The following is a 22,796-nucleotide window of genomic DNA, read 5'->3' as shown; positions in this document are numbered from 1 at the left end:
CTACGGACCCACCGAGGCGACGATCGCGGTCACCGCCAATCCGTCTGTGGTGCCGGGCTCCGTGATACCGATCGGGCGTTCGATGGCCGCCGCAACCGCATACATACTGGATCACCGGCTGCGGCCGGTGCCGCACGGTGTGGTCGGCGAACTGTATCTCGCCGGCGCTGCGCTGGCCCGCGGGTACGTCGGGGCCGGTGCGCTCACCGCCGGACGGTTCCTGGCGAATCCGTTCGGGTCCTCCGGTTCGCGGATGTACCGGACCGGTGACCTGGTGCACCGCACCACGTCCGGTGACCTCGTGGTGCATGGCCGCAGCGATGAACAGGTCAAAGTCCGTGGCATCCGACTGGAACCCGCTGAGATCGATGCGGCGCTGATGTCACTGCCCGGTGTCGAGCGCGCGACAACGGGGATATCGGCCGCCGGTCCCGCGCCGGTGCTGGTGTCGTGGCTGATCGCCGATCCCGATCACCCCTGCGAGGTCGGGGAGGTGCGGGATCGTCTGCGGCACATCTTGCCTGCCAGCCACATTCCGACACACATCATGGTGGTCGACCATTTCCCGATGACACCGAGCGGCAAGCTCGATCGGCGGTCGCTGCCCGCACCGTCGGTGACGGTTCACGATGTGACGCCTCCGAACACCCCGACCGAGTTCATCGTCGCCGACATCTGGGCCGAGGTCCTCGAATGCCCGGTGCAGACGATCGGGCGGGAGAGTGAGTTCTTTGCCGGTGGCGGTACCTCGCTGTCGGCGAGCCGGGTCGCCGGCCGCCTGCGTCAGCAGACCCGCCGCGATGTGACGGTGCGTCAGGTGCTCGACGCCCGCACCCTCGCAGATCTCGCAGCGGCCGTGGACCTTCTGCCGTCGGTGTTGTCCGACGACGCGCCGCGCCACCTGCCGGTGCCCGCTGAACTCGGGCTGGCATATCCGCAGCGACGACTGTGGGTGCTCAACCGGATCGACCCGTCCTCGACCGCGTACCTGATCCCGTTGGTCCTGAAACTCGATGGGGACGTGGACCCCACGAGGCTGGCCGACGCCGTTGCCCACGTCCAGCGCAAGCACGGCAGCCTGCGTACGACATATCCCCAGACCGTCTCGGGTCCAAGGCAACTCGTTGGCGACCCGGCGCAGGTGACCGAGCCGGCCGTCACCGAGATTCCCCGGGGAGATGTCGCGGCGCGCGTCGCCGAGTTCGTGACCGCACCCTTCGACCTCACCATCGAGCCCGGATTCCGGGGCGAGGTCCTGACAACCGGCGACGGAGAGACCTGGCTGGTACTCGTGCTGCACCACGTCGCCGCCGACGGCTGGTCGATGCCACTGTTGGTCTCCGATCTCGTGGACTCCTACGCGGGAAAGACCGGCACCCCAGCAGAACTCACCTACGCCGACTTCACGCAGTGGCAGACCGCTCGCCTGGGCGACCCGTCCGATCCCTCCAGTCGATACGCGGCGCAGTTGGCCTTCTGGCAGCGGGAACTGCAGGGCGTCACCGGTCCTGTTCGGCTACCGGGCCGGACCGCCGCCACTGCGGTGGACGGAACGCCGGGAGTGGTCCGTGCGTCGATCGACGCGGCGATGCTCGCAGATCTGACCCGGGTGGGGCAGGCCGAATCCGCCACCCTCTTCCATGTGGCACACACGGCGCTGGCCGCGCTGTACGCGCAACGGACCGGACATGCCGACCTGGTGGTGGGTGCCCCCGTGCTCGGCCGTGACGACCCGGCCTGGGAATCGGTGGTGGGCATGTTCGTCAACACTTTGCCGTTGCGCACCCGGATCGTCGCGGGACAGTCCGCTCGCGAGGTGCTGCGTGGAGTGCGCGACACCGACCTGACCGCGCATGCCCACGCAGATGTGCCCTACGACGCCGTGGCACGTGCCGTCACCGCCGCGGTTGACGTCGCGGGATCCGATCCGCTGACCTCGGTACTCCTGGTGCATCAGGAAGCCCTGGGCGGCATGTCGTCAGGCGGTCTGTCGCTGCCCGGGGTCAACGTTGACATCGTTTCGGACACCGCAGGTCTCGTTGCACCGAAATACGATGTCGAGGTGGTTCTCGCATCCGGTTCCGGCGGCGGGCTCGACATCACGCTGGTCCACGGTCCGGCGATACCCGAGGATCTCGCCGCCGGGCTGCTCATCGACTTCCAGGAGCTGTTGCGCGCGATCGCCATCGCGCCGGACCAGCCATTCCCCGTCCGCGGCACCGCGGACCTCGGCGATGACCACGTGCTCACCGGCGAAGTCCTTCCGGCCGCGCCGGTGGTGGCAATACCCATCGAGGTCAACCCGGAACTCGAACGCATCGTCACGTCGGCGATGGCGACCGTGCTCGATGTGCCGGTCGAGTCCGTCGGCCGGGCCGACAACTTCTTCGATCTCGGTGGTAGCTCGCTGTCGGCGACGCAGGTGGTTGCGATCATCGGAGAGGCGACCGCGCGGTCGGTGCCGGTGCGCCACGTCTTCGCCGCACCCTCCCCGGCGGCCCTGGCATATGTGCTCGACAACGCCGAAGGTGATGACGCGGAAGAACTTCCGCCGTTGACGGGCCGTGGAGCGCCGCCGAACATCGGGGCAATCCCGCTGTCGCCGGCCCAGAATCGGCTGTGGCTGGTACAGCAGATACTGCCGGAGCGCCCGCTCTATTCGGTGCCGGTGGTGGTCGGCGTACCACCCGGTGCGGATCCTCACGGAGGGTGGCGTGCGGTGGCCGCCCGCCACGCGCCCCTGCGTACGCGCTACCCCGAGGTGGACGGTGTGCCCGTCCAGGTGACGATCGACGAGGCCCCAGAGGTGGTCGAACTCGGCGACCGCGAGGTGATCGACGTCGTCAGCACGCTGCTGGCAACGCGTTTCGAACTGACGGCGTCGGTACCGGTGCGCGCGGCCCTGGTCGACCAGTCCGGACATCGATTCCTGGTGATCGTGGCGCATCACATCGCGATGGACGGTCAGTCGGCGGAGTTGCTGCGTCGTGACCTCGACGCCGTGATGGCGGGAGAAGTGCTGTCGCCGTTGCCCGTCGGGTACGGCCAGGTGGCGCGGTGGCTGCACGTCGTCAACGGCAGGCGTCGAGAGGAGATGCTGGAGTTCTGGCAGCAGTCGCTGACCGGTTACCCCGGGGTCCTCGAATTGCCTGACTCGGCACCTCGTGAACCGCAGCGGTCGCTCGCCACCGCCACGGTGTCTGTTCCGGTGGAATCTGACATCGCCGCCGACGTCGAGCGCGCCGCGCGCCGGCTCGGAGTCAGCGAGTTCCACGTCTACCACGCCGCCCTGGCGCTGACACTCTCAATTGCCTGTGGCACAGACGATGTCGCGGTCGGCACACCGGTGTCGCTTCGACGGCATCCCGATACGGCGGACATGATCGGCATGTTCGTGTCGACGGTGGCATTGCGCACCACACTGCGCACCGGGATGACAACCGCGGATCTGATCGCCGAGGTCCGCGACACCGACCTGGCCGCACTCGATCACGCACTGCTTCCCTTCGATGAACTCGTGGCGCAGCTCGATCCCATCCGGGAGATGGGCCGGCACCCCATCGTGCAGGTGACGTTGTCGGTGAACGACGAAGCCGGTGGGCCGGTACCCGACGGGCTCAGCCCGAGTTCGGAATTCGACCTGCAGGTCACCGTCGGGCGAGGTGCCACGATGTTCACCTACGCCACCGCGCTGTACGACAAGAGGGCCATCGAGACACTGGCACTGCGCTGGAAGCTCGGTCTGCGCCTGCTGGTGTCCGAAGAAGATGTCTCGCTCGAGTCTGCCGACCTACGCACCGAAGAAGAGCGTGCCCACCGCCTGCACCGGGTGCCGAGTGGCCAGGAGAGAACCCTGGGCGCGATGCTGATGGCCTCGGTGCGCAATCACCCCCACACCGTGGCCGTGGACGACGGCGTCAGGACACGGACCTACGCCGAGCTCGACCGCTGGGCATCCGTTGTGGCCGCCGACCTGCTCGCGGCGGGTGTCGCAGTCGGTGACCCGGTGGCAATGATGTTGCCGCGCAGTCTCGAATCGGTGGTCGCCTTCTGGGCCATCGCGCGAATCGGTGCGGTGTACGTACCCATCGATCCGCGGTATCCCGCTGAACGTATCGAGCGGATGGTGACGGTCAGCGGTGCAAGGGTCGCGGTGGCAGATCGCAGCACTCCGCGGTACTGCCGCGTCCACATCCAGGTCGCCGTTGCCGCGCCGCAGGGCACAGCTGATCCGACGGTGGACTGGGTGCCACTCACCCCGGACAACACGGCCTATCTGCTGTTCACCTCGGGAACGACCGGACAGCCGAACGGGGTCACCGTGGCCCACCGTGGACTGCGAAACCTGCTGGAACCGGTGGTGTTCACCGCGAGCGCGGGGGATCGGGTCTCACACCTGGCCACTCCCAGCTTCGATGCGTCGATCCTCGAGATGGTCTGGGCCTTCGGGTCCGGGGCCACGCTCGCAGTGGTGCGCGCCGACGACACGAGCGGCCGGACCCTCACCGAGCAATTGCAGGTACTGGGCGTGACACAGGTCTTCGCGACACCATCCGTGCTCGCAACCCTCGACGAGTCGGTGCTGACGGGCGTTCATTCGGTCTATGTCGGTGGTGAGTCGTGCCCACCGGAACTCGTCCGACGCTGGAGCCCGGGACGTTCCATGAGCAATCTGTATGGACCGACCGAGACAACGGTTCTCGGTACGTCCAACGGGTCGCTGCAGCCGGACAACGCGGCGATCATCGGTCGGGGGGTGCCGGGTCTGCGATCCCACGTCCTCGACTCACATCTTCGTCCGACGCCGGACGGTGCCGTCGGCGAGCTGTACTTCACCGGAGGGGCATTGGCAGACGGCTATCACGGTGACGCATCGCTGACCGCTTCCCGCTTTGTTGCCGGACCGGCGGGCGAACGGATGTACCGCACCGGAGATCTGGTGCGGCGCTTGCAGAGTGGCGAGCTCGAGTATCGGGGGCGTGCCGACCGACAGGTGAAGATCCGTGGCCAGCGGGTCGAGCCGGCAGAGATCGACGCCGCGCTGATCTCCGCCGGGGCACGCTCGGCGCTGACCGTGTTGCGAACCGGACCCACCGGCCCGGTCCTGGTGTCGTACGTGACCACCGCCGGTCCCGGACAACCGACACCCGAACACTTCCTGGATTCGCTGGTGGCGACCGTGCCCCACCACCTCATCCCGGCCGCGATCGTCCCGGTGCCCGAACTCCCGCGCACACAGGTCGGCAAATTGGATGTCGCCGCGCTCCCGGAACCGTCGTGGTCCGTGACCGGTGGTGCGCCGCGGACAGAGACGGAATCGGTTGTGGTGGACGTCTTCCGGGAGATTCTCGGGATCCCGGAGATGGGTATCTACGACGACTTCTTCGCGATCGGTGGCAACTCCCTGCTCCTCGCCTCGGCGTCGGCGGCACTGACCAACCGTTTCGGCCGCCCGGTACCTGCGGCAGTCTTGTTCGCGCAATCGACTCCTGCGGGCCTGGCCGCAGCCCTGGATCGGTACGCCGATCTGAACTCGGGTCTGGGTGCGGTGGTGGAACTGTCCACGGGTGCCAGGACGGGAACGCCGCTGTGGTGCATTCACCCGATCAGCGGTCTGGTGCTCGACTACCGGCCGCTCGGTGAGGTGCTGCCGACACCGGTGCTGGGCCTGCAGATGCCGGGTCTGGACGACCCGGCTGCGCCGCACCTGGTTTCGATCGAGCAGATGGCCGCACATCATGTCGCGACGATCCGGCAGCACCAGGCGGTGGGCCCGTACCGGTTGCTCGGGTGGTCACTGGGGGCGGTCCTCGCCCACGAGGTCACCCGTCAGCTGACGGCGACGGGGGCGACCGTCGAGTTGCTCGTTATCATCGACCCCCGTCTCGACCCTGACACCGAAGGCGGAGCGGCGATCGACGAGTCGGTCGAACACACGCTGCGGGCCATCGACCCCGAGCGATACGAGCAGTACCGGATACGGTGCGCCGAGGCGGTCACCGCTGCGGTCAACTATGTGCCGGAGCCGGCGACAGCCGAATCCACGGTTTTCGTATCGGCGCTGGACAATCCGAATCCGGAGCAATGGCGGGCACTGTCGGCCGGGCCGCTGGCCATCGAGGAATCGTCGGTGGTCCATCATGCGATGGGTGCCGCCGAGGCGATGACGGCGATAGCGGAAACTGTCGTCCGTCACCTGCCGCCCGCAGACCAGAACAGACAACCCGGCCAGACGCCGGGACCGACGAAGTGATCAGGAGAACGAGTTGACGGACGTAGTACCGGACGAATCCACCACCAGTGAGAAGTCGCGTCGACTTCGATGGTGGATCGTCGGCGTACTCACCGTCCTGGTGCTCCTCGTGGTGGCCGGGCTGTATATCGGCTATCTGGCGCTCAAGGCGAAGGACTCCCTCGACTCGGCCCGGGGCCATGCCGCCACCGCGCAGCGAGCCTTCCTCGCAGGTGACACCGACAAGGCCGTCGCATCGGCCGAAGAAGCCGTGAGGTCGGCGGGGCTGGCCAAAGATGATGCGCACAACCCGGTTTGGTCGGCGGCGGCGGCCATCCCATGGCTGGGGGATCCGTTGAAGTCGGTCCAGGAGATGACAGAATCCGTGGACTCGCTCGCCACCGACGTGCTCGCCCCGACAGCCGAGCTGGCCGATGTGATCAGCCCGGACAACCTCCGGACCGAGGACAGCGCCATCAACACCGCGGCCTTGGCGCAGGCGCAACCACAGTTGGCGGTCATCGCCGATCGCGCGGAGGAAATCCAGGTCGACGTGGAAGGCACCGACGGTTCGTGGCTGGGCACGGTGTCCGACGCGCGTACCGACTTGCTGGGCCAGCTGACGGAATCGTCACGGTTCATCCGGGGCACCGACACCGCGGCCAGGCTGTTGCCACCGATGCTGGGCAACAACGGAGAACGCAACTACTTCTTCGGATTTCAGACCCCTGCCGAATCCCGGGCCACCGGTGGCCTGCTCGGCGGTTTCGGCGTGGTCAGTGCCGTGGACGGCCGCGTCGACGTGGCCGACCTGGGGGCGAACAACGAACTCGACCCCCCGGCGAATCCGGTCGACTTCGGCGAAGAGTTCAACTACAACTACGGCATCAACCGGCCGTACACCGATAGTCGTAACAGCAACATCAGCGCGCACTTTCCCTATGCGGCCCAGATCTGGATGTCCATGTGGGAGCAGCAATCGGGTACGCAGCTCGATGGTGCGGTCGCGATCGATCCCATCGCGCTGAGCTACCTGCTCGACGCCGCCGGCCCCATCACGATGGGCGACGGGCAGAAGGTGACAAGCGACAACGTCGTTGAACTGACGTTGTCGACCTCGTACCAGCAATTCGCGGACAACAATGTCGCCCGTAAGGCGTACCTGCAGGAGATCGCCTCCAAGGCGATCACCAAACTCACCGCGTTGCACGGCAACACCGCGAAAGTGCTGGAGGCCCTTGGGCGTTCAGTGCACGAGCAGCGGATCATGGTGTACAGCAACGACGCCGCCGAGCAGCAGCTCTTGAGTGATGCGGGGCTGGCCCACGAAGTCGAGGAAACTGCTGCGCCCTACGCAAATGTGGTGGTGGGCAACCTCTCCGGTAACAAGATCGACTACTACCTCACCAGGTCGATCACCTACCAGGCGGGCAGTTGTGACAGCGACCAGCGGGCCTCCACCGTCGAAGCACAGTTGACCAACACACTGTCCGACCTGAGCTTGCCGCCGTATGTGATCGGCAACCTCGGCAATCCCCAACTGAACCTGCCCAACGGCACGAACTATGCGAGCGTCACGCTCTACGCCACCGCAGGGGCAACGATCGACGCGGTCACCGTTGATGGTCAGGCGGCGCTGTTCAGCACCGGCACCGAACTAGGCCATCCGTTTGCGACTGCGCAGGTGAAGATTCCGGCCGGTAAGTCGGTGACCGTCGCCTACCAGATGACAGAACCGACGTCCGCGGGAGCGGCCGTGGTACCCGTGCAGCCCCTCGTCGATGACCCGGAGGTGAGGGTTGATGTCCCTGCCTGCGAGTGAGAACGCGATCGAGGTGTCCGGTCTGCGGATGAACTACCGAGGTGTGGACGCGCTCAAGGGAATCGACCTGGTGGTCCCGGCGGGCACGGTGATGGGTCTGCTCGGCCCGAACGGTGCAGGCAAGACCACCACGGTACGGATCATCAGCACCTTGCTCCGACCGACCGGCGGCGCGGTGCGCATCAACGGCATCGACGCGCTCACGCACGCGCATCGGGTGCGCAGTCTCATGGGTCTGTCCGGGCAGAACGCGGCGATCGATGACAACCTGACCGGACTGGAGAATCTCGTGATGATCGGCAGGCTCTCCGGACTCGGCCGGCGCGGAGCCGCAGTGCGGGCACGAGAACTGTTGGAGCAGTTCGACATCGTCGAAGCCAGTAGGCGCCGGGTCGGAACCTACTCCGGCGGTATGCGCAGGCGGATCGATCTGGCCGGTGCCATCATCATCCGGCCGCCCGTGCTGTTGCTCGATGAACCCACGGCGAGTCTGGATCCCGTCAGCCGTACCGAATTGTGGTCGGAGGTAAAGGATCTGGTGGCCTCGGGCACCAGCGTCCTGCTGACCACCCAATACCTCGAAGAGGCCGATCAACTCGCGGACTCGGTGACCGTCATCGTCGGGGGACAGGTGGTCGACCGGGGCACACCCACCGAACTGAAGTCGAGACTGCGTACCGCGCAGGTGCGCCTGCAGCTGTCGCCCGGCGGTGACCCGCACGCCGCGGCGGAGATCGTGGCCGGACTCGATGACGCAACCGACATCGTGGTCGACGGCAACCAACTGACGTTCTCTGCTCCTGACGCCGGCCCGCACATGGCGCGCGCGATCGCCTTGCTGGCCACCGCCGGCATGGGCGTCGACGACGCCGTCGTCTCCGAACCCACACTGGACGATGTCTTCGTGTCCCTGGCCGGCCGCTCGTGACCACACCGCAGACCCTGCCCCAACCGATCGCGGGTCCCCGGCCCCGCGATATGGCCACCTTCCTGGTCGACTGCGAGGTCGTCGCGGTCCGGAACGTCCGGACCATCCTGCGTAACTGGCAGATGATCCTCGGCGTGGTGCTCCAGCCGCTGATGTTCGTCCTGTTGTTCTCGTATGTTTTCGGGGAGGCGCTCGGCGGCGACCGCTACCGGGAGTTCCTGATCGGCGGCATCATGACGCAGACGGTCGCCTTCAATGCCGGGTTCACGGCCCTGGGTGTGGCGACCGACATGAAGAACGGCATGATCGACCGCTTCCGGGCACTTCCGATGTCACGGCTCTCCGTGATCGTCGGACGCACGATCTCTGATGTGTCGGTCAACGTCGTCGGGCTCGTGGTCATGTCGCTGGCCGGGCTGGCGATCGGCTGGCGAATCGACACCGGGCTGTGGCAGGCCCTCTCGGGTTACGCCATCGTGCTCCTGTTCGGCTTCGCGCTGTCGTGGGTGGGCGCGGTGGTGGGTTTGGTGGCCGGATCGGCGGAGGCGGCACAGAGCCTGCTGCTGACGGTCCTGTTTCCGCTGACCTTCATCTCGTCGGCCTTCATCCCGGCGTCCACTTTGCCCCAACCGATGCGGGTGATCGCCAACTGGAATCCGGTCACGTCGGTGGCACAGAGCCTGCGTGAATGCTTCGGCAATCCGGTGACGGTCAATCCGCTGTTGCCCAATCCGGTGACGTGGGCGTCGGAGAACCCGCAGGCCTACTCTCTGATCTCCATCGGCGTCATCCTGGCGATCGCCGGACCCGTCGCGTCGCTGGCGTTGAAACGGATCTGACCCCACGCCCCGAACACCTCGGGCGTCACTGTGACACAGGTCACGCCTGATTCGTTGAATAGGTGGTTTTCTCAGGTTCTCTTGGCAGAATGGTCGCCATGTTCGCGTTATGGGTCACTGTTGCGGTGGTCGCGTGGCTTGTCGTGTCGGTTGTGGTGGCAATCGCTGTCGGCCGCGCGGTGCGCCTGCGTGACCTTGCCGACGATTCCAGCGGACGCACCGGGGACGGCGATTCGCAGCCCTGGGCCTCCTGAATTGTCACGATTGACACTCCAAATCGGCCCAGTTGCTTCATGCTTACCGCATTTCCTGCGCGAGTAACGCACAATAGTGTGATCGTTAGGATCACAAGTGCCGGGTGTGGGGCAAGCAAGGAATGAGATGCGGTTGATCGAAACGAGGGGCGGAGTGCGGCAGGACTGGCCGGCTTGGACCCCCCGGTCATTGACGATGGTGATGGATTCGCTGTCCGGTGGCCTGGTGGTTCTCTCGGCCGATGGCAAGATCGAGTTGGCCAACGCAGCCGCACACCGGATTCTCGAACTGGCAGGCCGGCGGGGCGCAAAACTCCAGTTCAACGAGTCGAGTTCCGGGGTGTTCCGGAGTGATTCCGGCGCGCGTCTGCCGGCTGCCGACTTCCCCAACCGCCGGGCCCTCGACGCCGGGGAAGCCGTATCGGGAATCATTCTCGGCGTCGACCGCACCGATGGCGAGCGTGTCTGGCTCGACTGCAATGCCGTGCTGCTGTCGCCCGCGGATCCGGAATCACAGGTGGTCGTGTCGTTCACCGACGTCACCGAGATGCGGGTCATGCACGAGCGCCTGGCGGTGGACGGCGAACGTGACGCGCTGACCGGGCTACCGAACCTGAAATACGTGATCCGGTACATCAACGAACTGCTGGGGACCGTCCGTTCGACGGATCGGCACAAGGTCGATGTGGTGATGGTCATCAACTTCGACAAACTCCGGCAACTGAACGACTCGCTGGGCCATTTGGGCGGAGACCGGGCCCTGGCGATGACTGCCGAGCGTCTGCGCGACGAATTGCCCGAACCGCATCTGATCGGGCGCGTCGTGGGCGCCGAGTTCGTCGCCGTCCTGCGCGATGTCGATGAGGAAGACGTCGAAGACGTCTCGGACTTCGTCCATGTGTTGCTGACCGAACCGTCCGAGATCGACGGGACCCAGGTGCGGCTACGGGCCAGCGTGGGGATGGCACGCATCCTGCCGGGCGATCGGCGCAGTGCCGAAGACATCATCAGTGCTGCCGACACCGCGATGTATCACGCGCGCACCAGAGGCGGCGGCCACACGGTCGACTTCGACGCCCTGCACGAGAGCGATCAGTAGCTCAGAACTCGAATTCTGTCGCCGGCGCGGGTTTGCCGAACAGGAACCCCTGTGCGTGGGTGAATCCGAGGTCGCGGAGTTTGTCCACCTGGTCTTCGCTCTCGACTCCTTCAGCGACTGTGAGTATTCCGAGCGACGCCGACAACGCGCAGACCGCCCCGACCACACTGCGGAGTGGCTCGACGATGCCGACCTTGGAGACGAGGGACCGGTCGATCTTCACCACCTGCACCGGTTGCTCCACCATGTATCGCAAGGCCGCGAAACCGGTCCCGAGGTCATCGACGCAGATCGTGCAGCCGAGGGCATCGAGTTCCAGCAGCGTCTGCGCCGCCGGGGAGCCGGTCTCGATCAGATTGCGTTCGGTCACCTCGACCCACACCGTGGCGGCCGGAACACCGGACGTCGCGATCGCGTCGGCGACATGCTGCACCAGCCCGCGGTCGACCAGTTGGCGCGCGGAGAAGTTGACCGACATGAACAGCGTTGTGTCACCGGACTTGCGCTGCCACTGCGCCAACTGTCCGAGGGCGGCGGTCAGGCCCCACCGGCCGATGGGGACGATCAAGGATGTTGTCTCGGCTGCATCGAGGAAGTCGGCGGGAAGGCGGAGTTCGTCGCCGACCTGCCATCGCAGGAGAGATTCGAATCCGACCCGCTGTCGCGTCGAGAGGTCGACGATCGGCTGATAGTGCAGCGAGAAGTCGCTGCCGATCGCCTTGGCCAGTTCGGTGGTCGCCGCCACCTCCTGCTGGAGCAGTTCAATCGAGTCCGCGGTGGCACGAACAGACGTCGCCGAGGACAATATCGCCTGATGCACGGCAGCGCCTGAGGCTCGAACCAGGTCGATTGCATCGCATGCGGTGGACACTTCGGAGGCAATCGCGATGCCGAGGTAGGTGGGGATGAAGAAGGATCGACCATCCACGTCCACCTGGCGCGACAGACGCTCGGCGAGGTCGCGCTCAACTGTCTCCGGGTCGGCTTTGTCCACATCGAAGAACACGAGAACCAGGTGGTCGCATGGGCCCTCCCAGACAATGGGATGTTCGCCGAATTTCTCTCTCAAGGCGGATGCCACGGCAGGTCGCAGTCTGCTGACGAAGTTCCATCCCATCGCGGCGGCGAGGAGACCGGTGGGATCCATGCAGACGAGAACGACTCCGAGGGACGGATGGTCGATATGGGCGGTGCGGGACTGTATCGCTTCGCGGTTCGCCACCGTCGGCTCCGGTGGCAGGGTTGACTCTGACATGCACAACCCCCGATGGTCATCCGGCGCAAAAGCTATCCGGAGCGTGCACACCCTGCGCCTCGTTCGGTTGTTGAGTCTACCGCGAGCGGACGGATCTGGACTTGGGATGGCTGGAAGTTCGCGGACTGTCTAGACTGACAAAGGTTGTTCCCAAATTGGGGGCCGGCGCTGAGTGGAGTTTCGCGCCTTGAAGGTTCAGCAGCGTCACAATGGCTCGGGTGCTCGCGTGTCCGGTGCTGGCGGTGCTGCATGTTGGGATTCGGATAGCTGATCGCGGTGGGCAACAGGTTCTCTGAGCGTTTCGATTCACGATCAACCGCGGTACTGATCAGTACAGCGGGCGCTTTCGGATTGCCTTTGTTCGCATTCCTGCAACCGGAGTTCATCGTCTCCGGGGGTATGAAGTACCTCGTCGCGATCTGGCTTTTCAGCACATTCTCGTTCGGGGTCACGTTCTATGTCGGCCGTCTGTCTGACACTCAATTCGCCTTACTCGGATTCGGCGGAATGGTCGGTATCGCGTGGTCCGCCTATCTGGTGACCGACCCGGCCGCGGCACGAGCGATCGTGGCCCTGCTCGCCGCAATCCCGGCCATCGCCGCGATGGGTTCGTCGCGGCGGGTGACGGTATCGTTCACCCTGTTCGCAATGGTTCTGGCGCTGCTTTTGTCGTCGGTCAACGCGACATCGGGGGTGGCACTCCTCGTTGCCGGCGGCGCCGCGGTGACCACAGTCTTTGTGCCGGTGTTCATGGTCGCGGCGCTGCGGCAGTCGCTGGGCTCCGTCCTCCGCAAGGTCGCGATGCTCGGCGATACCGACCCCCTCACCGGTGTCCTCAACCGACGGGGACTGCTGAGCCGGAACGGCGACCTGCTCGAACGCATCGTCAGGACCCGACAGGCCATCGGGTTCATGATGATGGACTTCGACAACTTCAAGTTCGTCAACGACAACCACGGGCACGCAGCCGGTGATTCTGTACTCATCGCCGCGGCAGCGGCCATCGAAGAGCTGGTTTCACCGCGATCGATCATCAGCCGGTTCGGTGGGGAAGAGTTCGTGGTGATGACCGAGTCGGCCAGCGCTGCAGAGCTCGTCGACCTCGCCGAACAGATCCGCCGCCGGATTCAGGCCGAATGCGGCGTGACCATGAGCATCGGTGCCATCTACGCACCGCTGATCCGTTCGGCGAGTGGTCGCCCCAACATCGACGAAGTCATCGACTTCCTGACCCGGCAAGCGGATCGCTGCATGTACGCGGCCAAAGACGCCGGCCGCAACAAGGTGATCTCCCGCACGTGTGCGCCGATCGTCTGGGTTCCCGGTCCGCCGAACGAGCCCCAGATCGAGTTCGTCGCGGACGAGCGAAGGGTCGGCAACCTCGAGATCGTTCGCCGGCGGAAGACTGCCGCCCGCGATCAGGCTGCCACCACGCCATTTGTCGACGACCAGTCCCTCTGAGTCGCGCCGGCGGCGAGGATCTGGGTGTCCTGCACCATATGTGCCAGGACCTTCGGCTTCGCGTCCAGTGCGATGCGGTTGCGGTCCCACCACATCAGGGTGGTCTGGTAGCGGGCATCGGGGTACGGCGAGGCGGGGATGTCTTCGGCCACTCGGCCGCCCGAGGATTCCCAGCGACGCAGGACGTGGTCGGCGGCGGTGGCCATGATGTAACGCGCGCCCGTCAGGGTCATCGTGGGAAGCGCGACTCGGGCGAGCATCCCCGCAACCGCTGCAGCAGCGGGGCCGTCTGCGGCCCAGGCCGTCTTCATCTCGACCACGCCCTCGGCGACACGGGAATCGATCGCGTCGATCACCATCTCCAGGCCGGGCTGACCTGCCCATTCGAGCAGAGCATGCGACTGGATCGCGGAAGTGTAGGGTCCTTTGGCGCGAACGCCGCCGATGACCGAGCCGGTGTGGTCGAGGGCTGCGTAGAACAGGGTTGTGCAATCACCGCGAACGACGTCGTCGTACTCGAGTGCCATCTCGACCCCGTGCTTGGCATAGCTCTTGCGGGCTCCGTCGAGGTAATCGACCCACACGTCGGGCACCGAGCGGGGAGTGCCGACGATCAGTGTGGTCCCGCTGCGCTCGTCGATGAGCTGGGCGGTGAAATCGCGCGAAGCGGTGGCGATCTGCGCGGATTTACGGTCGGGGACGAATGCAGTGGTCAATGGGGTCTCCTTGACAGGAGCGCGGGTGCGCTCGATTGCCATCTTGTCATTTGTGATAGATGGTGTGGGATATAACGATGATATTGCCGATATCTAATGCTTTGGTGGCTTCCGCTCCCTCTCCCCCGGTCGTATTGTCGCTGTTGTCGGTCGTTATGTCACTGTGTGTCAATCTCCCTCGCCGATAACAGTCCGTCCGGTTTGTTTGGACGGCAACTTTGGACAGTGTTCTTATCGGGTGTCCAATTCGGCGGACCGAATGTGGCTTGTGCCATGGGATGTGGGAATCGAGCGCGCCGTATACCGTCAGGATCGGTGTTTCAGTTCCCTTCGAAACTTGAGCCGAAAATAAAACAGGATGGTGTAGTGAACGATCAGGCTGATGAATCTTTGGCCGTCGTCGAGGTTTTCGATGACCAGAATTCGGAAGAATTGAACCGGCTCGAGAATCTGCGGGCCACGCCAGGAATCGATTTCTTGGATCCGGTGGATCAGCAGCTTTCGGCAGTCGGTGAATTGATTCCGCCACTGCCGAAGGACTTTGTCGACGAACCGGCGCGCTGGATCTACTACCCCTGGCGAAAGAAGGTCATCCGACTGCTCGGTCCGTCCGGGTACCGGAGGCTGCGCCTGGACCGGAACCGCAACAAGTTGACAGTCGATGAGCAGGACCGGGCCGGCGGTTTGCGGGTCGGTGTCGTGGGGCTGAGCGTCGGGCACGCGGTCGCGCACACCTTGGCGCTCGAAGGGCTGTGCGGCGAATTGCGCCTCACCGATTTCGACGAGATCGAATTGTCGAACCTGAACCGGGTACCGGGCTCGGTTTTTGACATCGGCCTCAACAAAGCCGTGGTCGCGGCCCGGCGAATCGCCGAGATCGACCCGTATCTCGACGTCCGGGTGCACCAAAAGGGTGTTCAGGAATCAACCATCGACGAGTTCCTGGACGGCCTCGATATCGTCATCGAAGAATGCGACTCGTTCGACGCGAAGGTGTTGGTCCGGGACAGGGCTCGCGCACTGGGGATCCCGGTCATCATGGAAACCAGCGACGGTGGTGTTCTCGACGTCGAACGATTTGATCTGGAACCGGATCGTCCATTGTTCCACGGGCTCCTCGGCGATTTCAACGCGGCCTCGCTTTCCGGGTTGTCGGCCGCCGAAAAAGTGCCGTTTGCGCTCCGAATTCTCGACGGCGACCGCCTGACGTCGCGAATGGCGGCGTCGGTTTTCGAAATGGGCCGAACCCTTTCTGCCTGGCCGCAACTCGGCGGCGACGTGGCCCTCGGGGGCGCGACGGTGGCAGCCGCCGTCCGGCGGATCGTCCGCGGCGAGCCCCTGCCGTCCGGCCGCATCCGGGTCGACCTCGACTCCATCCTCGACGACTTGGCCGAACCAGCCCTGGCTGCCGAACCGGCCGAACGAACTGCCGTCGACGTGCGGGCGGAATACACGGCCCTCGACGCGCGAGAGGCAGTGATCTATGCCGGGTCTCGAGCGCCCTCGCTGGGCAACGCACAGCCCTGGCGTTTCGAAACAGATGACTCCGGGGTGACGGCAGCGCCGGACGTGTCACAGTGGTCGACGCTGGACGTCGGAGGGCGGGCCTCGGCAGTGGCGCTGGGAGCGGTGCTGCGCAACATGACGATCGCCGCCTCGGCTGCCGGTCTGCTCGGCAAGACCGCGATCGAAGGTACCGGTCACGGCATCTCTGTGCGGCTCGACTTCGGTTCGGAAGCAGACGCGGCGGCGGCGCAGTTGGGGCCGATGCTGGAGCGACGGACAAACAGGGGATTCGGCGATCGCAGCGAACTCGGCGACGACGTGGTGTCGGCGCTGAGGGCGCATGAGTTCGACGGGGCACAGATCAGGTTGATCACCGATCCCGAGGCCATCGCGGCGTTCGGGTCCATCGCGGGCGCGGCCGAGCGCCTACGGTACCTGGATCCGGACCTGCAGTCCGAGATGATGGCGGAGATCGTTGCGGCCACCGATGCCGCCTCCGACACCGGTATCGAGATCGATGATCTGGCACTCATGCCGCAGCAGGCTCCGCTGCTCGCGCTGCTGCGCCGTCCGGACGTGATGGCCCATCTCGATGCCTGGGGCGCGGGTTCGGCGCTCGGGGCGGACGCTACGGGGCGGGTGATGACGTCATCGGGGCTTGCGCTCGTGACGATCGCCGGGCGCAGTGCCGACGAGTACGTGCGCGGTGGCGTTGCGATGCAGGACTTCTGGATTCGGGCGCAGACCCTCGGTCTGGCTGTCCAACCGATCACACCGGCGTTCCTCTATGCCGAGGGCACCGCCGAGTGCGCTGCGGTCTCGGAGGCGAAGGGTGAGGAATTGTTCGGTCTGGCAACCCGATTCGATGAGTTGTTCGGGCTGAAGAACGGCGAGGCGGTCGCGGCGGTGTTGCGATTGTCCCGGACGCCGTTCGTGCCATCGGTGAGTCGTCGGCGCCCGGTGATCTGACTCGCCCCTACCCCCCGCATACGAGCCACCTATGCGAAGACGAGCCACAAATATGTGGCTCGTCTTCGTATTTCCGGCTCGTTTGCGGGAGGGGCGGAGGAGTCGGGGTCAGGTCAGCTGTTCGGCGTCGAGCTTGAAACCGGCGGCACGCAGGCGGTCGATGAGGACATCGCCGATCGCCGCGGCCGGGGTCAGGATCCCCGAGCGGGCCGGCAATTTGTCGCGGTCCAATGCCAGCGACAACGCACACTCCGACAACATCACCGCGGTGGCCTTGTATCCCGGGTCGCCCTTGGCGACCATGCGGGACCGGTAACGCTTGCCGGTGGTGGTGGTTGTGTAGGTAACGGTGGTGAAATGACCTGCCTCCCGAACCTTTTCGCTGGGACCCCCGCCGGGCTTCGGCAGCAATCTGTCGAGGACGCCCCGGACCGGGCCGATCGACATCGCGCCGAGGAACGCTGCGGTCCCGGCGGCGACAGCTGCGGAAATCACCGTCGAGACGATCGGGGTGCTGCCCACGTACATCGTTTCGCCGTAGCGGAACTTCTCGCCATAGGCATTGTCGAGCAACGCATTCGACCGGCGTACGACCCGGGTGTTGACGCTCGCCATGAAGAACGGGGCCAGCGTTCCCTTGAGGCTGGGATCGACCTTCGAGGCGTCGACCAGGCTGAAATCGCTGGGTTCGGCGCCACGTTTGATTCCGGCGTATTCGCCGGGGCCGGTGGACAGTGCGTGCGGATCGAGCAGCGTCCGCCGGGTCTCGGCCTTCGACGCCTCCTTCGCGATGACGCGCATCGAGTCGATCGTCCCGCCGCTGATACCGCCGCGGAAACTGCGCACGATCATCGTGGTGTCGCCCATTGTGCCCTCGCCGTCGGCACTGATCTTCTTGTGCAGCAGGTAGGCGCCGAGATCGGAAGGGACAGAATCGAATCCGCACGAATGCACGATGCGTGCGCCGTTCGCGCTCGCCTGGTCGCCGAACTTGTCGATCGACATCCGGACAAAGGGCACCTCGCCGGTGAGGTCGACGTAGTCGGTGCCGGAATTGACTGCCGAGGCCAGGGCCGCCTCGCCGTATTTCAGGTAGGGGCCGACGGTGGTGCACAGCACCCTGGTGCGGGCGGTCATCGCATCGAGCGACGCGGGTGAATCGGCGTCGGCGATGATCAGGGGCCAGGCGTTGGCAGGGGCAGGGAGGTCGAAGCGCATCTGCGAGAGCTTGTGCTCGCTGCGGCCGGCCAGGGCGATCTTGATGCCGGGCGGCGCATGCTCGGCCAGATATTCGGCCGTCAGTTTTCCGACGAAACTGGTCGCTCCGAAGACAACAATGTCGAACTCGCGATCACTCATGACCCGACCATACTGAACACGTTTGTTGTCGGGTTTCGGTTCGGTCAGCCGGCCGGGGTGAATGTGGGCGATCGGGCCTGGTGGCGGCGTTGAAGCCACCAGTGATAGCCGCGGGCGGCAAAGGGCGCGATTAACAGCATCAACAACACGCGCAGCATCTGTGCCGCGACGATGAAGGCGATGTTGCCCCCGGTGGCCGACGCGGTCGCCAACACCGCGTAGATCCCGCCGGGTGTGGTGGCCAGATAGCTGTCGAACATCGACTCGCCGGTCCACATGCTCAGCAACGCGCCGATACCGGCGCAGGCGGCCGCGATGGCCACGATGAGGGCGGTGGCCGGCGGCAGCAGTTTGCCGATGGCGATCAGCGATGAGCGGGTGAAGCCCAGTCCGGCCTGCCAGCCGATGGCCGCGTACGCCAACTGCACCAGGAGGACCGGGACCGCCGCGGAGGTGGTGATGACGAGGAGTTGCCCGGCCACCGAGAAGATCAGCGGTCCGAGCAGGCCGGCCGCTGGTAGTCGGGCCAGGTACCCGAGGCTGTAGCCCGCGATCATGCAGACCGCCAACATGAGAAGTCCCCACCACTGATTGCCGGTGTTGCCCGCGAACTCCCCGCCGCCACCCGATACCGACTTGCCGAAGACGAAGATCGCGACCAGTGGCATCGACATCGTGATGATCGCAACCCGCAGATACTGGATGACCGCGACAACCCGTTCGTCGCCGCCGAGTTCACGGGTCAACGCCACCAATCCGGAGGCGCCGCCGGCAACCAACGCCAGCGAACCGGTTAGGGAATCCACGTTTCGATGCAGCCCCAGGAGGGCGCCACCGATCACTGAAAGTGCCAGCGTGGCAAAGGAAACCGCCACCACGGCCGGCCAATGCGATCCGAGGCCGGAGAGGGTGTCGGGTGAGATCAGCGTTCCGATGTACACCCCGAGCACGCCCTGCGCGGCCAGACCGAAGGTCCGCGGCATGGGTGGTCGATCGCCACGGGGGAGCGGCGCCCGGCCGGCAAGCGCCAGCCCTGCTGCCACCACCAGGCCGGCAAACAGTGCCGCCGAGGGAATGCCGACTGAGGAGAGGGCAAGTGTTGCCGCGGCGGTGAGTCCGATCAATCCGATCCAACGCATCACTATGGCAATTCTACTCTTGTGAAAATGCTCCATCGAGCAGGTGATATCTGAGAATAACGCAAGTAGAGTCTTGGTATGACAGGGGATGAGACCAAGCCCATCGACGTCCAGCAGGCCACCCGGCTTCGGGAGGCGATGGTAGCGGTGTCTCGCCGCGCGCGCAGGCAGCGGCCGGCACATGGTCTGACGATGACACAGGTGGCCCTGCTCGGCGACCTGGAACGCCACGGCGCCAGTTCCGTTGTCGACCTGGCAGAACGGGCACAGGTCAAGGTGCAGTCGCTGACGTTGAGTTTGAATCGGCTCGAAGAACTGGAACTGATCACCCGACGCCCCGACTCCACGGATCGTCGTCGGGTGATGGTCGAACTCACCGCCATCGCCGGTCCGCTCCTCGAAGAGGATCGCCGCCAGCGCGACGAATGGCTCGCCGCCGCGATGGCCGGACTGAGCGAGACCGAACGCGGACTGTTGATGTTGTGCATACCGATTCTGAGCCATTTGGCCGATCACCCGGACCGGACCGACCCGGTGCGCCGCCAAGGCTGACATTGCCGTCCCCGTGACGGGTACTCGAGGGAAATCTGCCCTTCATGGTCAGTCACGGGCCCGGTTGCGCCCACAGTGGTCCGTTGCGCGATCTGCCGCGTCTGATAGTCGTGGAGACAGGGGTGTTCACCAGCGCCGAATTGCAGCATGCGGGGTACGACCGCGCGACCCTGCGCAGGCGATTACGGGATGGCTCATTGATCAGGCTGCGAAAGGGCTGGTACGCGACACCTGCGGCGGATGCGGGCGTCGTGGAGGCGGTCAGACGGGGTGGCGCGTTGAGTTGTGTATCGGCGCTGCGGTTTCACAAGATCTGGGTTCCACCTGGCCAGGGGCAGGCGCACGTGCGGGTCAGCAAGCACGGCAAGCAGCAGCGGGGCCGATTCTGTCAGGGCCATGGCCGGCCGGTTCCGGTCACGACAGCGGTCGACCCGATCCCCGTGGCATTGGGGTGCGCGGCGCGCTGCCTGGGTGACGAGGACTGGATCGTCGTATGCGATTCGGTGTTGAACTCGGCCGAATCGACCGTGCCGGAGCTGCAGGCACAGATGGGGGTGCTGCCGGTGCGGCTTCGGGAATTGATGGCCAGATGCGATCCGTCGTCGCAGTCCGGCACCGAGTCGATCACGCGATTACGTTTGCGCGCAGCAGGATTCGCTGTCGAGGTGCAGCCGGGTATCGCGTACGTCGGGCGGGTGGACCTACGTGTGGGCAGATTGCTGATCGAATGCGACAGCAAAGCCCACCACACGTCGCTCGAGAACTATCAGAATGATCGTCGCCGGGACCGCAGGGCGCTGGTCGAGAGGTGGCTGACCATGCGAATCACCTACGACGACGTCCTGTACGGCTGGGACGAGGTACTGGCCGACATCCGGTCGATCACCCGGACCGATCGGCATCGGATCCGTCGCCACAATCGGTCCCTTGAGGGGTAGCGGAGGGAAATGCGCCCTCGGCCACCGCTGACGGGGACGATGTTGGAGCGCGACGAACGGGGATCGTCGGAAAGCCGGGTTGCTGATCGCCGCTAGCCTGATACTCATGAATCCCTCGACCCTGCAGGCGCGTGTGATCGTCGACGAGATGATTCGCGGTGGCGTGGCCGAAGCCGTGTTGTGTCCGGGCTCACGCAACGCGCCTTTCGCGTTTGCGTTGCACGCCGCCGACGCGGCCGGCCGGCTGCGACTTCATGTGCGGGTCGATGAACGGACCGCCGGGTATCTGGCGCTGGGACTCGCTGCGGCGTCCAGGCAGCCCGTACCCATCGTGATGACCAGCGGTACCGCCGTCGCGAACATGAGTCCGGCGGTCTTCGAGGCCAATTACGCCCGGATTCCGCTCGTCGTGATCAGCGCCAACCGGCCGTACGAACTGCTGGGGTCGGGTGCCAATCAGACCATCGAGCAGTTCGGGATCTTCGGAACCCAGGTGCGGGCGGCGATCAGTCTGGGGTTGGCGGAGCAGGATCTCGATACCAACAGTCAGTGGCGGTCGGCGGTCGGGCGCGTGCTGGCCGCGGCTCGCGGAGCCAGGACCGGCAATGCCGGGCCGGTCCAGTTCGACATCCCACTGCGCGAGCCGCTTGTCCCCGACCCAGGGACCGCACCCACCGACGACCTCGGCGCCTTCACCGGACGGCCCGACGGCGCCCCGTGGACCGTGACCGCTGTCGGGAAGCTGGACGTGCCCGTCGATATCGACATCAGTGAACCGACGGTGGTGGTCTCCGGGCACGGCGCCGGGCATCGGCCCGAACTGGCCGCCTTGCCAACCGTGGCAGAGCCGACCGCGCCGGCCCCCGAGAATCCGCTCCATCCCCTGGCGTTGTCGGCGTTGCGTCCCGCCCAGGCCATCATCTGTGGTCGACCGACGCTTCATCGCGAGGTCTCGACACTGCTCGCCGACCCGAATGTGCGGGTGTACGCCCTCACCACCGGTCCGCGGTGGCCGGATGTGTCCGGCAATGTGCTGGCCACCGGGTCGCGCGCCGAGGTTGTCGGGGACGCGGACGAGGTCTGGCTGAAGACCTGCGCAGAAGCGCATCAACGTGCCGTCAACGCCGTCGACCTGGAGCTCGATGCCACCGAGGTCGTCACCGGGTTGCACGTCGCGAAGGTTGTCAGCGCGGCGATGGCGCCCGGTGACCAACTGGTCGTCGGTGCGTCCAATCCCATCCGCGATGTCGCACTGGCCGGTCGGGTCGGACCCGACGTGCGGGTCCTGTCGAACCGCGGGGTCGCGGGTATCGACGGGAATGTGTCGACCGCGATCGGCGCCGCACTGGCCACGGGGTTGCGCACGGTGGCGCTGATGGGCGATCTGACCTTTGTCCACGACGCCACCGGCCTGCTGATCGGCCCAGCCGAACCACGTCCCGACAGGTTGACGATCGTTGTCGCGAACGACGACGGTGGCGGCATCTTCGGCCTGCTCGAACAGGGTGACCCTCGTTTTTCCGGCCCCGCCTACCTGGGCGCGTACGAACGGGTCTTCGGAACCCCGCACCGGACTGCCCTGGCCTCGGTCTGCGCCGGCTTCGGCACCCCGCATCGGCTGGTGACTCTTGCCGAACTACCCGCCGCGCTGAACGAGTCCGGCGACGGCATCGAAGTGATCGAGGTCCGGACCGACCGCTCGACGCTGCGATCGATCCACACGGCCA

Annotated in this window: 15 protein-coding genes; 11 read left to right on the top strand and 4 right to left on the bottom strand. The window is 65.6% G+C overall.

Going from position 1 to position 22,796, the window contains the following annotated elements; all coding sequences use genetic code 11:
• The 6 genes from VIQ49_RS04455 to VIQ49_RS04430 form a co-directional block, all read left to right on the top strand.
• Positions 1–6,253: amino acid adenylation domain-containing protein (locus VIQ49_RS04455; protein WP_331881262.1), on the top strand; the 6,253-nt coding region annotated here is incomplete at its 5' end.
• A gap of 13 nt (positions 6,254–6,266) precedes the next feature.
• Complete coding sequence (locus VIQ49_RS04450; RefSeq protein WP_331881260.1) at positions 6,267–8,054, top strand: DUF4012 domain-containing protein; 1,788 nt, start codon at positions 6,267–6,269, stop codon at positions 8,052–8,054.
• Positions 8,035–8,982: an ATP-binding cassette domain-containing protein gene (locus tag VIQ49_RS04445; protein ID WP_331881258.1), complete on the top strand. Its 948-nt coding sequence runs from the start codon at positions 8,035–8,037 to the stop codon at positions 8,980–8,982. The genes VIQ49_RS04450 and VIQ49_RS04445 overlap by 20 nt, the downstream gene beginning before the upstream one ends.
• Positions 8,979–9,821, top strand: coding sequence for an ABC transporter permease (locus VIQ49_RS04440; RefSeq protein WP_331881256.1), 843 nt, complete (start codon positions 8,979–8,981; stop codon positions 9,819–9,821). The genes VIQ49_RS04445 and VIQ49_RS04440 overlap by 4 nt, the downstream gene beginning before the upstream one ends.
• Before the next feature lie 98 nt (positions 9,822–9,919).
• Positions 9,920–10,075, top strand: a complete 156-nt coding sequence (locus tag VIQ49_RS04435; RefSeq protein WP_331881254.1) for a hypothetical protein — start codon at positions 9,920–9,922, stop codon at positions 10,073–10,075.
• A 127-nt stretch (positions 10,076–10,202) separates the two neighbouring features.
• Positions 10,203–11,174 carry a sensor domain-containing diguanylate cyclase gene (locus tag VIQ49_RS04430; protein ID WP_331881251.1) on the top strand — a complete coding sequence of 324 codons (972 nt, stop codon included), beginning with the start codon at positions 10,203–10,205 and terminating at the stop codon, positions 11,172–11,174.
• Between the two features lies 1 nt (position 11,175).
• On the opposite strand, the gene VIQ49_RS04425 is transcribed toward VIQ49_RS04430, so the two are convergent.
• The gene (locus tag VIQ49_RS04425) at positions 11,176–12,429 is read right to left on the bottom strand and encodes an EAL domain-containing protein (RefSeq protein WP_331881249.1); all 1,254 of its coding nucleotides are present in this window, start codon (positions 12,427–12,429) and stop codon (positions 11,176–11,178) included.
• Between the two features lie 276 nt (positions 12,430–12,705).
• On the opposite strand from VIQ49_RS04425, the gene VIQ49_RS04420 reads away from it, so the two are divergent.
• A complete protein-coding gene (locus VIQ49_RS04420; RefSeq protein WP_331881247.1) occupies positions 12,706–13,890 on the top strand; it encodes a GGDEF domain-containing protein in 1,185 nt (394 codons plus the stop codon).
• Here VIQ49_RS04420 and VIQ49_RS04415 read toward each other — a convergent pair.
• Positions 13,848–14,606 carry a hypothetical protein gene (locus VIQ49_RS04415; protein WP_331881244.1) on the bottom strand — a complete coding sequence of 253 codons (759 nt, stop codon included), beginning with the start codon at positions 14,604–14,606 and terminating at the stop codon, positions 13,848–13,850. The genes VIQ49_RS04420 and VIQ49_RS04415 overlap by 43 nt on opposite strands.
• A 366-nt stretch (positions 14,607–14,972) precedes the next feature.
• On the opposite strand from VIQ49_RS04415, the gene VIQ49_RS04410 reads away from it, so the two are divergent.
• Positions 14,973–17,081, top strand: a complete 2,109-nt coding sequence (locus VIQ49_RS04410) for an Rv1355c family protein (protein ID WP_331881242.1) — start codon at positions 14,973–14,975, stop codon at positions 17,079–17,081.
• 108 nt (positions 17,082–17,189) lie between these two features.
• On the opposite strand, the gene VIQ49_RS04405 is transcribed toward VIQ49_RS04410, so the two are convergent.
• Entirely contained in the window at positions 17,190–18,440 is a 1,251-nt protein-coding gene (locus VIQ49_RS04405) for a saccharopine dehydrogenase NADP-binding domain-containing protein (protein WP_331881240.1), read from the bottom strand.
• Between the two features lie 44 nt (positions 18,441–18,484).
• Positions 18,485–19,582: an AbrB family transcriptional regulator gene (locus tag VIQ49_RS04400; RefSeq protein ID WP_414731574.1), complete on the bottom strand. Its 1,098-nt coding sequence runs from the start codon at positions 19,580–19,582 to the stop codon at positions 18,485–18,487.
• Positions 19,583–19,657: 75 nt separating this feature from the next.
• On the opposite strand from VIQ49_RS04400, the gene VIQ49_RS04395 reads away from it, so the two are divergent.
• From VIQ49_RS04395 to menD, 3 genes are all read left to right on the top strand, one after another.
• On the top strand, positions 19,658–20,131 hold the full coding sequence (locus VIQ49_RS04395) for a MarR family transcriptional regulator (RefSeq protein WP_331881237.1): 474 nt from the start codon (positions 19,658–19,660) through the stop codon (positions 20,129–20,131).
• Between the two features lie 83 nt (positions 20,132–20,214).
• Entirely contained in the window at positions 20,215–21,069 is an 855-nt protein-coding gene (locus tag VIQ49_RS04390) for a type IV toxin-antitoxin system AbiEi family antitoxin domain-containing protein (RefSeq protein ID WP_331881234.1), read from the top strand.
• 106 nt (positions 21,070–21,175) lie between these two features.
• On the top strand, positions 21,176–22,796 hold a 1,621-nt coding region (gene menD / locus VIQ49_RS04385), incomplete at its 3' end, for a 2-succinyl-5-enolpyruvyl-6-hydroxy-3-cyclohexene-1-carboxylic-acid synthase (protein WP_331881231.1).

The sequence above is a fragment of the Williamsia sp. genome, assembly GCF_036566845.1.
Lineage (GTDB): Bacteria > Actinomycetota > Actinomycetes > Mycobacteriales > Mycobacteriaceae > Williamsia.
Note: the sequence above shows the minus strand (reverse complement) of the source record. Positions and strands in the feature narration are given on the sequence as shown.